This window comes from Vibrio sp. 10N.222.47.A9, assembly GCF_963872585.1.
GTDB classification, from domain to species: Bacteria; Pseudomonadota; Gammaproteobacteria; order Enterobacterales; family Vibrionaceae; genus Vibrio; species Vibrio splendidus.
In genome coordinates this window covers 75480-89783 of record NZ_CAWNBB010000046.1, presented here as the reverse complement: position 1 = coordinate 89783, position 14304 = coordinate 75480, and the positions used below count along the sequence as shown (strand labels likewise).

The following is a 14304-nucleotide window of genomic DNA, read 5'->3' as shown; positions in this document are numbered from 1 at the left end:
ATTCCCTTGTTAAGCAAGATAAGCAAATGTATCTAATGGTAGGTAATATTAGTCTGCTGGTATTCGATTTTCGAATATATTATTAATGTGTTTATATAATATCAGCCCTCTAAAATAATTAGTTAACCAGACTAAGAGTTTATGCACGTATATAAGATAGTTAGCTCAATAATTAGTCTAGTAAGAGGATTTGAGGACTTTTAATGTGAACAACCTATCAAATCTTTTCTAAACTTAGAAAGTTATCCATCTCTTTATCTGAGTGAGTATTCATGATTGTTGAATATATCAAAAGATAAAGAGAATTTATTACTCGTTTCGCCCTATTATTGCGGATAATTAGTCGTGTTGTGACTAATTATTCTGTAACTCCCTGATTTATGGTTAAGTGATAGCCTGACGGGTATCACGTTTACCCTAAAATAATTCACTTAACATGGCGCTACTTTAATCATTCTTTCCAATACGATTGTTCAATATAAATACGCATTCCTATATTATTAAAAGGATAATTCCGATGAGTAGCGATATCATTAAAATTTCAAGAAATACTGAAAACGCACCAATTAATTCTGTATCTACACAAACGGTCGCTTTTTCTCATTATAATAACTTTTCTGCTCAATTACCTGTTGACCCTAAAACAGGTCAAATAGTAGCTGGTGATATTAAAGACCAAGCAACGCAATGCTTAAATAATATTAAAGCGATTGTTGAAAGCATCGACCATGTTATGGATGATGTCGTGAAGATTAATGTTTTCGTTAAGAATATTTCTGATATCGATGCTATTGATGAAGTTTACAAAAGCTTCTTCCACAACAGCCTTCCGACACGCACAGTCGTGGGTGTCGCTGCGCTGCCGAACAGTGACGCTTTAGTTCAAATGGATGCTCTTATTTCAAACGGCGAAGGCACTAAACCACAAGCACCTTGCGCACTAGTTAAGGTATCAAGGAATACGGATAATGCGCCTCAAAGTGCTGTGTCCACGCAGACTGCGGCTTTTTCTCACTACAACAATCTTTCAGCTCAGTTACCGATAGATGTAACCACAGGTGAGTTGGTTGATGGTGGTATCGAAGCGCAAACGGCCCAATGTCTATCAAACATTAAAGCTATTTTAGAAAGCATTGGACATGTCATGAATGATGTGGTTAAAACGACTATCTACGTAAAAAATATCGCAGATGCGGAAGTGGTAAATGAAATATGTGCTAAATTCTTCCCAAGCTACGTTCCTGCTCGTACCGTTGTTAACGCAGCTGAATTACCAATGGGCGCTTTAATTCAAATTGATACATCCGTTTCACATGGTGACGGTACACCGCCGCAATTACCAGAAGACACTCGCTTACTGGTTATTGAAACCAATAATACTGTTGCAGCACCATTCATGCCTTATTCGCATACTGTTGCTTTCTCTCACTACAATCATATTTCAGGACAATTGCCTTTAGACCCGAAAACAAATGAAATTGTTGCTGGTGGTGTAAAAGAGCAAGCGGAACAATGTTTAAAAAATATTAAGGCGATAATTGAAAGTGTTGACCATAGCATGGACGATACGGTGAAAATTAATATTCAACTTAAGGATATTTCAGATATTGATGCGGTGAACGAGATTTACACAACGTTCTTTAATGCTGATTTACCGGCAAGAACGGTGGTTGGGGTTTCAGAGATCCCTATGAATGCTCTAATTCAAATTGATGCCGTCGTTTCTAACTGCGAAGGTACGCCACCACAAGACGTGGTTGCTTAAACTTAGTTCCACACATCGATAACAGCGTTGATATTTCAGCTCTAGTTCCTAACCCGGAATTAGAGCTGATTCAGTTAGAAGGCCAGCGAATAATCGACGCTGCGTGCCGAGTTAGCAATTCCAGTCCGCCGCAATTCAGCCGTGAATGTAAACGAAACGGCACTTCAATACACCACCACGAGCGGTTTAGTGCTTCCTATCAGCAGTTTAGGTTCTTAAACATGCAGCACTTCATATTGTGCAATTTTGCACATATTTTTGATTGACCTAAAGTGCGTGGTGGTTAATATCACCTTTCTATCAATCGCATCACTATTAATTCCTCTCAACTTTCGAGAGTAATCAACAAGGGTATGTATTATGTACAAAGTCGGAATCGTATTATTTGATGACTTCACCGATGTAGACTTCTTCTTGATGTATGACTTACTAGGAAGAACGACAGACTCTTGGGAGGTTAAGGTTCTCGGAACCAAGCTCGAGCATCGCTCACATTTGGGTATGACCGTGAAAACCGATGGTCATTTGAGTGAAGTTGCGCAGCAAGACGTTGTGCTGATCACAAGTGGTTATCGTGGTATTCCGGCTGCATTGAGAGAACCAGAGTTCATGAACTCATTACAGTTGGATCCGAGCGAGCAGTTAATCGGGTCGATTTGCGCTGGATCTTTTGTGTTGCACGAACTCGGTTTACTTAAAGGCAAGAGGCTAACGACAAATCCGCATGCAAAACCAACATTAGAAGCGATGGGTGGAGATGTTCAAGATCTACCTCTAGTCATCGAAGGCAACATTGCTACAGCTGGTGGGTGCCTTTCTCTGGTCTACTTAATCGGTTGGGTGGCCGAGCGGTTATTTGATTCTAACAAACGTAGGGCGATACAAAATCAGCTCATCCCTGCAGGGCAGCTGGAGCTCTTCGAAGAGCTTATCTCTAGAACCATCCAGTCTGCAGAGGCTGATAACTTACACAACAAGTCATTCAAAGCTGAGTTTACAGACGCGGTGAGTTAGATCATCGTCATGGTATTTTTACAAAAAGCGTTTAACGAGAGAAAGAAAACCAGTTTATGCAATTTCGAATTATTTTACTGTTGAGCCTAGCTTTGATGGGTTGTTCATCTAATCAAGAGCTAGCACCCAACCCAACAAGTATCACGTTGTTTTATGGCGATACGTCGATCTCGGCAGGTGTTTTAGAGGATAAAACATTTAGTTCCGTGCTCGCTGATAGGGTTGAAAGCGTGACTTTTTCGGGTTCAATACGAAAGCAAGACTCTGGTTACTTAGTCGATATGTTAGTGATTCGAGAAAAGAAAGAACCACGCTCAACTCGACAATTAAATACTTCGCTTATTATGAAGCCCGGAGAGTTAGTGGATGTTGGCGGTGTGAATAACGATGTCTTCAGAGTCATTATTGAATAGTCGTTATAAGGCGATAGGTGAGGGAAAGGTTATGCAGCAGAACATTATCACAGAACGATTAATCTTAAGGCCATTTAGGTTGAGTGATAGCAAGCGCGTCGCTGAACTAGCGGGTGAGAAAGTGATTGCGGATATGACGGCAGCGATCCCTCATCCATACAAAACCAATATGGCGATCGAATGGATTAACACGCACGAGTCTTTCTTTAATGAAGGAAAGGGTGTGATTTATGCGATAACTCTTAAAGGTAACGATGAGATCATTGGTGCGGTTAGCTTTCCTAGTTTAGTCGATGGCGTTGGTATTCTTGGCTATTGGCTTGGTGTTCCGTTTTGGGGACAGGGTATCGCGTATGAAGCTTCTTCTGCGCTAGTGGAACATAGTAAAGCTCATTTGGGATTAACAGGGCTGGAAGTGATGCACTTGTCTGAAAATAAACGCTCAGAGTCAGTTATCTGCAAGCTCGGCGTCGAATTCGTCGAGAAACAGATACGCAAAATTCATGGCGAAGATCGTGAGTTGTGTGTGTACCGATCTCAGCTCTAGTCTTCTTATCTGTCACTTAAACTTCTAGACTAATGAACATTAGAAGGTCTTGCGAAATAAAGTGTTCAATTAATTTGAATTTTCACTTTACCTCAACCTAACTTCAAGTCTTAAGCTTCTCTTACTGATTAAGAAGGAGCTTATTATGCAAAATAACTACGTAAAAGAACTCGCTGTTAAAACTTATCAAGAAGATCTTCAGAAAGAGTACGTAAAATCTAAAGCTCGCCCATTTCATGCCCCAAGTTTTATCAGTGGAGTGTTATTGTCAGTTTTGCTGGTTGGGTTGTTTTAGTAAACAGACTCGTGGAATGTTTGATCCACCGCCAACTCTCTCTACTCCAACTTGCTTGTGCTTAAATGGCTACGGCACAATCGCTTAGGTTGAATTGTGACGCTAATGTCGAGAGGAAGTATGGCCAGTCCAAGAGTGTTAAAGGTACAGATTACTGACATTACCTGTGGCGAGAATGTCACGATCATCGAACCAAGCAACGTTTATGGCTGTGAGCTTAAAGATGATGTGTTCGTTGGCCCTTTTGTTGAGATTCAAAAGAACTCGGTTATCGGTGACAGAAGTAAGATTCAGTCTCATACCTTTATTTGTGAGTATGTGACGATCGGAAGTGACTGCTTTGTAGGGCATGGTGTGATGTTCGCGAATGACTTGTTTAAAGATGGCAAGCCAGATCCAAACCCAGACAGTTGGGGGCGAACTGTTATCGCAAATAACGTTACCATCGGTTCTAATGCGACAGTGTTGTCTGTCAGTGTTTGCGAAGGGGTGGTAATCGGTGCGGGCAGTGTGGTATCGAAAGACATTACTGAGAAAGGTATCTACGCAGGTAACTCAGCCAAGAAATTGAGAGATTTACCGTAACCGTATTAATAAGCCGTGGTTCATGAATCATAAGGTGCGGCTTTTTAGGGAAACATTAGAGTATTTGTCATGGATGTATTTTTACACTTACTTCAACCGAATGACGCGAGTGCGCTCTTGGATTTTGAGGTCGAAAATCGAGAGTGGTTTGAGCAATTTGTTCCAGCGAGGGAAGACAGTTTCTATTCCAATGAGGGTGTGGCCGAGCAAATCACCAGCTTTCTAACTGAATACGAGAATGGTGAGATGATTCCTATGTTGATCAAAGACGCTAATGGCACTATTTGTGGGCGAATCAATGTTCGTGATATCGACCAGAACGCTGGAAGTGGAGAACTAGGTTATCGAGTAGGTCACGCATATGGTTTTAAGGGTATTGCGTCTAACGCGGTGAGGAAGTTACTTATCTACTTGGCCGAGCACTTATCCCTTAAATATGTTGATGCCTATGCGTTAGTGGGTAATGTTGGATCAAATAAAATCTTATCCAAGGCCGGTTTTGACTTAGTTGAACGCGTTGAAAGTTACTCCGTGTTCAAAGGGAAGGATCAAGATGCTCATTATTATCGTAGGGCGTTATCTATGTAATTGAACACTCTTAATATTAACCTACAGTAAGGAAATATCATGTTTATTGTTTCTCTCGAATACCAAGTGCCTTTGAAGGAAGTAGATCGCTTCATTCCAGAGCATGTTGAGTTTTTAAACAAGCAGTATGAACTCGGACACTTTCAGTTGTCGGGTCGTAAGAACCCTAGAACTGGTGGTGTTATTTTTTCCACGCTTAGTAACAGGGAACAGTTAGACATGATTTTGACCGAGGATCCTTTTCATCGAGAGAATATCGCTAAGTATGAAGTCATCGAGATGTTGCCAACCAAGGCGTCTCAAGAATTCGAGTTTTTGTTATAGGTTACATTTACTCTAAGAAGTTAATTAGTATCTTAACTTGTTATTTTAATTAAACTTTATCATCTAGATTATCGCCTTATACATTAGAAGCTGGCAGCGTCCTTCTAGCCAGCTTCGAGCCTTTTTATTTTCAGGTTTAAGGTTACTTCTAGTTTCGGCCACTTATAGATTTACGGTTACTTCTGAGGTTTGTTACGTTCGATTACGCTAATCGCGATCGCCAAAAATAGAATATCTTTCACTAGGAAGAAGTTAGTGACTAAGATGCCATCCGATACTTTCCAAGCATTTGGCGTTGTAATTAGGAAGCTGAGTGTCACAACAAAGATGGCCGCTGCAGCAATGCCTGAATAGAAAGCAATTGTTGGTTTCTTAAATCCAACGATCAGTCCAATCGCGACAATGATCTCCGCGCCACCCACCATGTTAGACACAGCTTGTACTGAGAACAGATTGTAAAGCCAGTTCATTGCAGGATGATTTGCGATTAGCGGTTCAATGAGCATCGCTTCGGTTGGCGTAAACTTATAAATACCAATCCAAGCGAGCACTAATGCTACGCCAACCACGCCTAGGTTGTATCCGACATTACTCTGTTTTAAATCATAGGTTTGAACATGCATAAAAGTACTCCATTTAATAAAATCCCTGAATATGACCGCAGGAGCTCAGATTAAATTTCGCATTGAGAACAATAATTAATATATTTATCTAGAGACTTATTGTCTCGATATGAACTTAAATACTGGTGATGTTGAGAACCGAAGCAATGTGTAGGCGATAGTGCTGTTCAAAAGGTACAGCGAGCCTTCCAATTTTTGTTTTCAATATTCACGATTTGGATTAGATTACGTTGACGTAAATCCCTAATTATAAGAAGAGAATTGACCGTGAAAATCCATAGAATTAACCCGACCAAACGTTGGTCAGATGTAACTGTATTTAATGGCATCGCAAGCTTTGTGGAAGTACCAGAGACGGATACAACGGCAGGAATTAAGAGTCAGGTTCAGCAAATTTTTGATCAAGCTGAAGAAATGATGAGCTTGGTCGACAGTGACAAATCTCGCGTATTGTCGGTAACGATTTACCTAACAGATTTTGCCAATTTTGACGCGTTAAATGAAGTGTGGGAATCGTGGTTCCCTGAAGGCTGTGCGCCAAGCCGTGCATGTGTGAAAGCAGAACTGGCAAACCCTGAGCTATTGGTTGAGATGTCGTTTATGGTTGCTGCGGGTGAAAAGTTTCAATAAGCCGAAATATCGGTAGAAGTAGCATTGGTCGTATAAACGCTAATCAGCTAATTAATTAGACAACGAGCAGATAAAACAAAGCCACTCAGGTGAATCACTTGAGTGGCTTTTTAGTATTCTACGTTATCCGAAACTAAATCGGGTCAGGCATTAAACGAGACCTTGATCTCTGGCCATCTGCTTCGCGATTTTCGGTGCGTGCCATAGACACGGCAACAAGATGAACGATACAGGAACCGCAGTGATTACAATGAATGACTGTAGAGCGGAGATCCCGCCAGAACCCATTGAGATAAGCGCGATAGCTACTGCACCCATGATGATACCCCAGAAGGTACGTACGGCTGCGTTTGGCTCTGTAGTGCCTGTCATTACCACACTGATGGTGTAAGTCATCGAGTCACCTGTTGTCACGATGAACGTGGTCGTCAGGATAAGGAACAGAATCGCAATCAAAGTAGGGAACGGCAGTTGAGCGGTAATTGCCAGTAGCACAGCAGGAAGGTTAAAGCCTTCGAACGCGCTAGAAATTACGCCTGGGTTCTCTAATTCAAACGCTAGACCACTACCACCAACGATGCTGAACCAAAAACATGTTACTAGCGGTGCAACGATGCTGATAGAAACGATCATTTGGCGAATCGTACGGCCACGTGAGATACGAGCAATAAAGATCGCCATCATCGGACCATAGCCTAAGAACCAACCCCAGAAGAATACCGTCCAGCCACCTAGCCACGCTGTATCTTGGCGGTACAGTGCCATTGGGATGAAGTTATCCACCATTTCGCCCATACCTTGTAGGTAGCCATCAATGATGAAGCTCGTTGGGCCTACTAGCAGAATGTAGCCGATTAGGCACACTGATAAGATGATGTTGTAACGGCTAACCAGTTGGATACCTTTGTTCACGCCACTCAATGCAGACAGTGTGTACATTGCGATAGCGAAAACGATAACCACACTTTGAGTTGCAAAGCTGTCGGAAATACCAAACAGTTCGCTCAACGCGTAGCTGATTTGCAGTCCAAGGAAACCGATAGGGCCGATAGTACCTGCGGCTACAGCGACGATGCTGCACGCGTCGACTACGTTACCAATCCAGCTATTGATTGCTTTGTCGCCAAGTACTGGGTAAAGCAGCGTGCGTGGCTTAAGAGGAAGACCTTTGTCGTAATGCAGGTGCATTAACACGATGGAAGACAAACCACCTAAGATTGCCCATGCAAGGAAGCCCCAGTGCATGAAAGATTGTGATAGGGCGTTGAACGCCATCGCTTGAGGATCAGCGTTGCCATAAAGTGGCGGAGCTGAAACAAAGTGAGCAATAGGCTCTGCGGCTGCCCAGAACACACCACCGCCAGCTAGCAGCGTACATAGGACGATAGACATCCATTTAAAGGTGGTCATTTCAGGGAGAGCAAGCGTTCCTAAACGAACGTGGCCTGTGCGTCCTAGTGCAAGCACTAAGCCGATAATGAAATTGAGTAGTAGTAGGACTTGCCAGAAAGCACCGAACCACTTAGTTGAGTAACTAAAGCCGATGTTTACAAGTTCGGACAACACGGAGGTGTTGGTGAAAGCAAGGACGACAAAGAGGGTTAAAAAACTCCCACTAAGCCAAAATACTGGGTTTCCGAGTTCCAGTTTTTCACCCAAAGATTGAGCTTTATTGAAATCGATAGAAGTAGCTTCTGCGTTGATGTTTTCGTTGGCGACTTGCGTCAAGTTGGACATTATTTCTTCGCTATATTTGGCTCTTTCAAGCCTATGTATTTCTCCCACACTTGCATAGAAGTGTGAGGTTCGTCAAAAAAGCCGCAGATACTAACACATTTGTTATCAAAAGGTGGGCGAATTCCAAAAAGAAAGCCAAATCGACTGTAAATCTCTACTTTTTGGTTAGTTTTGATACGAATTTTTTCCCAACGCTGAGTCACATTTCTGATTTTTGAGACATTATTTTTTAGCTTTCCGAAATAAATTAATATTAGTTGTTGGTGCAAAATAAGTGTCGACTCATTGCATGCTATAAACAAATTAATGCGAGTCATTTTATAAATAGAGAATATTTTAGGTGTTAAATTTGCGTTGTTACCTACAGTTGTTTTGCGAAGAGATTTAAGTGGTGAGTAAAGTTCCATTTAAATTAAACATCTTGAAACAACAACTTAAGGGATAGCTAACATGCACCTAAACCAAGGAAGAGTGGCCAAGAAGGTTTTTACACTCAGTACTCTCACCGCGTCATGCTTCATGGCGTTCAATAGCTATGCGGCTGTGGATTGCTCAACGTTAGAAACGTGGGACTCTGCCACTGTATATACCGGTGGTGATCAGGTTTCACATGACGGCAGCGCGTACTCAGCAAACTACTGGAATCAAAATAACAACCCAAGCCAATTTGAAGGTGATTACGCACAATGGAAGAAAGTCGATGTGTGTAGTGGTAATGGCGGTGGTGGTACACCAAACGAAGCACCAACGGCTTCATTAACAACGCCAACAGCATCAGATGTGATTGTTGAAGGCGACAATGTCGTATTAAGCGCAACAGCACTGGACGCTGATGGCAGTGTTGCTTCAGTAGAATTCTTTGTTGATGGTTCTTCGGTCGCGGTTGTGACAGCGGCACCATTTGAAGCAACGTGGGCTGCAACGTCGGGTAACCATCAGGTTTCTGTTGTCGCGACAGACAACGAAGGTGCGGCAAGCCTTGTTAGTGAAGTTTCAGTGGTTGTTGATTCAGCTCTGCCAGGAAATGAAGCACCGACAGTTTCGGTTGCGCTTTCAGCAGCTTCGGTCGATGTTGGTGGTGTAGTAACGCTTACCGCAACAGCAGCAGACAGCGATGGCACGGTTGATAAGGTAGATTTCTATGTGGCAGGCGCTCTTATTGGCACAGCTGCAACTAGCCCTTACACGCTTGATTACACAACCACTCAAGCGGGTTCTTTAGCGGTTTACGCAAAAGCGACTGACAATCAAGGCGCAACGACAGATTCAGCGCTGGCTTCTTTAACGGTGAATGGCGTACCAACAGTAAGCACATGCCGTCCTGATGGCTTGTATCAAACTCAAGGTGTCGATGTACCTTACTGTACTATTTACGATGATGAAGGCCGTGAGAAAATGGGCGCGGATCACCCACGTCGTGTCATTGGTTACTTCACCAGCTGGCGTGCAGGGGACGACCCACAAGCTGCTTACCTAGTAAATGACATCCCTTGGGAACAACTCACACACATTAACTACGCTTTCGTGAGCATTGGCTCAGATGGCAAAGTAAACGTGGGTGATGTGAACGATCCGAACAACGCAGCGGTTGGTAAAGAGTGGCCGGGCGTTGAAGTTGATCCTACCTTAGGCTTCAAAGGTCACTTCGGTGCATTAGCGACCGCTAAGAAAAAACACGATGTTAAGACTTTAATCTCAATCGGTGGTTGGGCTGAAACCGGTGGTCACTTCGCCACTGACGGTAGCCGAGTGGCTGATGGTGGTTTCTACACAATGACGACCAACGCCGACGGTTCTATTAACCATCAAGGTATCGAAACATTCGCCACTTCCGCGGTTGAAATGCTTCGTAAGTACCAGTTCGATGGTCTAGATATCGATTACGAATACCCAACCTCTATGGCGGGTGCCGGTAATCCGTATGACAAAGACTTCATGGAGCCGCGTCGTCAATACCTGTGGGCTTCGTACCAAGTCTTGATGAAAGTGCTACGTGAGAAGCTTGATGCGGCGTCTGCGCAAGATGGCAATCATTACATGTTAACGATCGCGGCGCCTTCTTCTGGTTACCTGTTGCGCGGTATGGAAACATTCGATGTGACTAAGTATCTCGATTACGTGAACATCATGTCTTATGACCTTCACGGTGCGTGGAACGATCACGTTGGTCATAACGCAGCCTTGTTTGATACGGGTAAAGATTCAGAGTTAGCACAGTGGAACGTTTACGGCACTGCGGCTTACGGTGGTATCGGTTATCTGAACACGGATTGGGCTTACCATTACTTCCGTGGTTCTATGCCAGCAGGTCGTATTAATATCGGTGTGCCTTACTACACTCGTGGTTGGCAAGGTGTAACCGGAGGCGAAAATGGTCTTTGGGGCCGAGCTGCTCTTCCAAACCAAGCTGAATGTTCAGCAGGTACCGGTGAAGGCGAGAAAAACAACTGTGGCCATGGCGCAGTTGGTATCGACAATATGTGGCACGATACCGATCCAAAAGGTAACGAAATGGGCGCGGGTTCTAACCCTATGTGGCACGCGAAGAACCTAGAGAAAGGCATTTGGGGTTCTTATGCAGAGGCTTACAAGCTTGATCCTGTGAATGATCCATCTGATGCTCTAACGGGAACTTACACGCGTAACTACGACAGCGTGGCGGTTGCTCCTTGGTTGTGGAACGCAGAGAAGGGCGTATTCCTTTCAACGGAAGATAAAGATTCTATCAACGTGAAAGCAGACTACGTTATCGACAAAGAGATCGGCGGTATCATGTTCTGGGAACTGGCAGGGGATTACAACTGTTATGTACTCGATGCAAGTGGCAACCGAACGTCTATCGATACGACAGAACAAGCGTGTAACAGCGGTAACGGTGAGTTCCACATGGGTAACACCATGACGAAAGCTATCTACGATAAGTTTAAGTCTGCGACCCCATACGGAAACAAGGTAGCGACGGGCGCTATCCCGACAGAAGCACTAGAAATTATGGTATCAGTTGGTGGCTTCAAAGTCGGTGACCAAAACTACCCAATTAACCCTAAGATCACGTTTACAAACAACACAGGTCAAGCACTTCCGGGCGGTACCGAATTCCAATTCGATATCCCAGTGTCAGCACCTGATAACGCGAAAGATCAATCGGGTGGTGGTTTAACTGTGATTGCTTCGGGTCATACTCGTGCGGATAACATTGGTGGATTAGATGGAACCATGCACCGAGTGGCGTTTACTTTGCCTACATGGGAAGAGCTTCCAGCTGGTGGCGTGTATGAGCTAGATATGGTGTATTACTTGCCAATCTCAGGCCCTGCTAACTATGCAGTAAGCGTGAACGGTATCGATTATGCCTTTAGCTTTGAGCAACCAGACCTACCATTAGGTGATATCAGTTCAGGTGGCGGTAACCCTGGCGATGGCGGCACAAACCCAGGTACATGCGATACAGCCGGTTTAGCGGTTTACCCAGACTTACCTCAGAAAGATTGGGCGGGTAACCCAAGCCATGCAAACACTGGCGACCAAGTGGTTCATAACGGTAGTATTTACCAAGCGAACTGGTGGACAAGTTCTGAACCGGGTAGTGATGGTAGCTGGACTCAGGTTTGTTCTTAATTTAATGCTAACTAATCCATTTATAGACAATAGATCGCAGTAATAGCCAGTAAATACGAATGCTTTTACGTCTATTTATCAGGGTTTTAGTGTGATTTAAGTCATCAACTTCAACGTAAAATTAAAACGCCGAACTGAATCCAGTTCGGCGTTTTTGCTTTAAGTCACAGATTGCGTATAGAAACCCTTAAAAATATCGACACTCGTTCAGTAAAAAATAAAACCATGATATAAAACAGTCTGTATATAAGAGAAGTCACAGCGTTACCTAAAATTATAAATCTATGGGGTAATCTTGAAAGTCAGACGTAAATACATTCTTAGTTTTTCCATTGCGCTCGCCATTGTGTCGATGATTCTTTCGGCCTTTCAATTTAACCGAACTGAAAGGTCACTGTTGGAATCCAACCAGCTATTTTTTCGAACGATTGTGAATGCGAGTTACGATATTGTCGACACAACAGTTAATGAGGCGATAAAGACATATCTCAAAGGAATTACCGATACCGTTGCGTCCCATGTATGGCATGCCACACCGGAACAGGAAATTGAACAAGTAAGCCAGATCGCCAGTGAATTGCACATTGGACAATCAGGTTATATCTATTTGATGTCACCGCAAGGCGTTCACCTCTACCCCCCTTTCTTGCAAGGAAAGAAGCGCGGGCATCTTACTCATATCCAAAAACAGCTCAGTATCGACTCTGGTATGATCGAATACTTTCACGCTAATCCGCATGAGATAAGTCGGCGTGCAAAAGTTGCCTATTCGATGAGGCTACCGAGTGGCAATACTTTGGTCGCGACGACCTATAAAGAAGAATTGATGTATTTGGTCGATCTTGAAGGCTTAAAAGATAAGCTGAGAAAGTACGCGTTCGGTGATAGCGGATATGTGTACATTATTGATCTTCAGGGTAACTTAGTGCTTCATCCTGATTATGAACACAAGTCATTGAAAGCCTTGATAGGCTACTCGTCCGAACTGCTCATTGATCGAATCGCAACCCAGCCAGAAGGTCACTTTAGCTATTCAATTTCCAGTGACAATGGTACGACCAACAAAAACGTCTTCTATAAGTTTTACCCCTATCTGAATTGGGTCATCTCCGCCGGTATTTTAGAGCAGGAGCTCAATAGAAATCATAGTTTGCTGTTCATTAGTTTGATGGCTTTGGTCGTGAGCCTATTGAGCATTATCATCGTGTTGGTGCTTTACCTGCGGCATCGTCATCTCAAAATCTTGGATGTTGCGAGCCTCGATTACCTCACTGGTCTTCCTAGCCGACGGAGTTTTATCGAGCAGTTAAAGCTGAAAATTGCTCAAAGGTCGCCTGATCCGCTAACAAATGTCGGTGTCATTTTGCTTGATATTGACCATTTCAAACGGGTGAACGATCAATATGGTCATGCTCAAGGCGATAGGGTTATCTGTGAGGTCGCAAAATCGCTAAAGAGATTTGTTAATCGTCGTCGCTTGATTGCACGCTATGGCGGTGAAGAGTTTATTTTGGTGACGTTTGATTGTGACGAGCGTGAGTTATTCGAATTGTCTGAGGAACTCAGACGAAGTGTAGAGCAACTGCAAGGTTTGGTGTCACCTGTCACAATCAGTGCTGGCTGTTGTCACGATCGAGCGCTCACTGATATTGAAACAGCGATCGATAAAGCTGACAAAGCGCTTTATCAAGCAAAAGAGAGGGGACGTAACAACACTCAGACGTATCAAAAGAACGAATATCGCGTTGCTTATATGTGATCAGTTGAAAGAATCGATGTCTTCAAAGGCTAGAAAATTGGAAATCATGCTCTTGAGAACGACAGACACAAAAAAGCCCAAATAGATCGCTCTATTTGGGCTTTTTCAGAAATATTTGAAATGCTAATCGCTAATTTAAGCTTTCGCTGCTTTCATCGCTTCCGTTTTTTTTTCCTTTTGCATTTTTGCAAGGAAGTAGATGTTTACACAAGCGATGAAACCGTTGGTCGCGACCACTGGCCATGCGTCAATCATAACGCCGTATGCTGTAAAGAGAGTACAGCCAATAAAGTTAAGGACACGCAGACGAACGATATCTTTCATTGTTAATGAAATTGCGACCATAATAGATGCCGCGTAACCTAAAATTTCAACCATATTGAATTCCATTGTTTGACCCTCTTAA

Annotated in this window: 15 protein-coding genes; 11 read left to right on the top strand and 4 right to left on the bottom strand. The window is 43.3% G+C overall.

The annotated features are described in order from the left end of the window. Positions 1-517: 517 nt before the first annotated feature. From AACT19_RS14255 to AACT19_RS14215, 8 genes are all read left to right on the top strand, one after another. The gene (locus AACT19_RS14255) at positions 518-1765 is read left to right on the top strand and encodes a RidA family protein (protein ID WP_076646859.1); all 1248 of its coding nucleotides are present in this window, start codon (positions 518-520) and stop codon (positions 1763-1765) included. Between the two features lie 360 nt (positions 1766-2125). Beyond that, complete coding sequence (locus tag AACT19_RS14245) at positions 2126-2779, top strand: DJ-1/PfpI family protein (protein ID WP_017093709.1); 654 nt, start codon at positions 2126-2128, stop codon at positions 2777-2779. Between the two features lie 56 nt (positions 2780-2835). Then, positions 2836-3192: a hypothetical protein gene (locus AACT19_RS14240; RefSeq protein ID WP_076646857.1), complete on the top strand. Its 357-nt coding sequence runs from the start codon at positions 2836-2838 to the stop codon at positions 3190-3192. A gap of 31 nt (positions 3193-3223) precedes the next feature. Further along, positions 3224-3739 (top strand): GNAT family N-acetyltransferase, encoded by a 516-nt coding sequence (locus tag AACT19_RS14235; protein ID WP_017081515.1) that lies wholly within the window; start codon positions 3224-3226, stop codon positions 3737-3739. Positions 3740-3884: 145 nt separating this feature from the next. Continuing rightward, positions 3885-4034: a hypothetical protein gene (locus tag AACT19_RS14230; protein ID WP_004731446.1), complete on the top strand. Its 150-nt coding sequence runs from the start codon at positions 3885-3887 to the stop codon at positions 4032-4034. A gap of 120 nt (positions 4035-4154) precedes the next feature. After that, positions 4155-4619 carry an acyltransferase gene (locus tag AACT19_RS14225; protein WP_076646855.1) on the top strand — a complete coding sequence of 155 codons (465 nt, stop codon included), beginning with the start codon at positions 4155-4157 and terminating at the stop codon, positions 4617-4619. 69 nt (positions 4620-4688) lie between these two features. Next, positions 4689-5207, top strand: a complete 519-nt coding sequence (locus tag AACT19_RS14220; protein WP_076646853.1) for a GNAT family N-acetyltransferase — start codon at positions 4689-4691, stop codon at positions 5205-5207. A gap of 39 nt (positions 5208-5246) precedes the next feature. After that, a complete protein-coding gene (locus AACT19_RS14215; RefSeq protein WP_076646851.1) occupies positions 5247-5531 on the top strand; it encodes a YciI family protein in 285 nt (94 codons plus the stop codon). 176 nt (positions 5532-5707) lie between these two features. Here AACT19_RS14215 and AACT19_RS14210 read toward each other — a convergent pair whose 3' ends face one another. After that, positions 5708-6154, bottom strand: coding sequence for a DUF417 family protein (locus AACT19_RS14210; protein ID WP_076646849.1), 447 nt, complete (start codon positions 6152-6154; stop codon positions 5708-5710). Positions 6155-6421: 267 nt separating this feature from the next. Between AACT19_RS14210 and AACT19_RS14205 the strand changes: the two genes are divergently transcribed. Further along, positions 6422-6784: a RidA family protein gene (locus tag AACT19_RS14205; RefSeq protein ID WP_004731436.1), complete on the top strand. Its 363-nt coding sequence runs from the start codon at positions 6422-6424 to the stop codon at positions 6782-6784. A gap of 150 nt (positions 6785-6934) precedes the next feature. On the opposite strand, the gene AACT19_RS14200 is transcribed toward AACT19_RS14205, so the two are convergent. Both AACT19_RS14200 and AACT19_RS14195 read right to left on the bottom strand, forming a co-directional pair. Further along, positions 6935-8521, bottom strand: a complete 1587-nt coding sequence (locus AACT19_RS14200; RefSeq protein ID WP_017091848.1) for a BCCT family transporter — start codon at positions 8519-8521, stop codon at positions 6935-6937. Next, complete coding sequence (locus AACT19_RS14195; RefSeq protein WP_076646847.1) at positions 8521-8928, bottom strand: hypothetical protein; 408 nt, start codon at positions 8926-8928, stop codon at positions 8521-8523. Before AACT19_RS14195 ends, AACT19_RS14200 begins: the two co-directional genes overlap by 1 nt. Before the next feature lie 43 nt (positions 8929-8971). On the opposite strand from AACT19_RS14195, the gene AACT19_RS14190 reads away from it, so the two are divergent. Further along, on the top strand, positions 8972-12139 hold the full coding sequence (locus AACT19_RS14190; RefSeq protein ID WP_076646845.1) for a chitinase C-terminal domain-containing protein: 3168 nt from the start codon (positions 8972-8974) through the stop codon (positions 12137-12139). A 295-nt stretch (positions 12140-12434) separates the two neighbouring features. Beyond that, entirely contained in the window at positions 12435-13898 is a 1464-nt protein-coding gene (locus AACT19_RS14185) for a sensor domain-containing diguanylate cyclase (protein ID WP_076646843.1), read from the top strand. Positions 13899-14033: 135 nt separating this feature from the next. Here AACT19_RS14185 and AACT19_RS14180 read toward each other — a convergent pair whose 3' ends face one another. Then, the gene (locus AACT19_RS14180) at positions 14034-14288 is read right to left on the bottom strand and encodes a YgjV family protein (protein WP_010430226.1); all 255 of its coding nucleotides are present in this window, start codon (positions 14286-14288) and stop codon (positions 14034-14036) included. Positions 14289-14304: the final 16 nt, after the last annotated feature.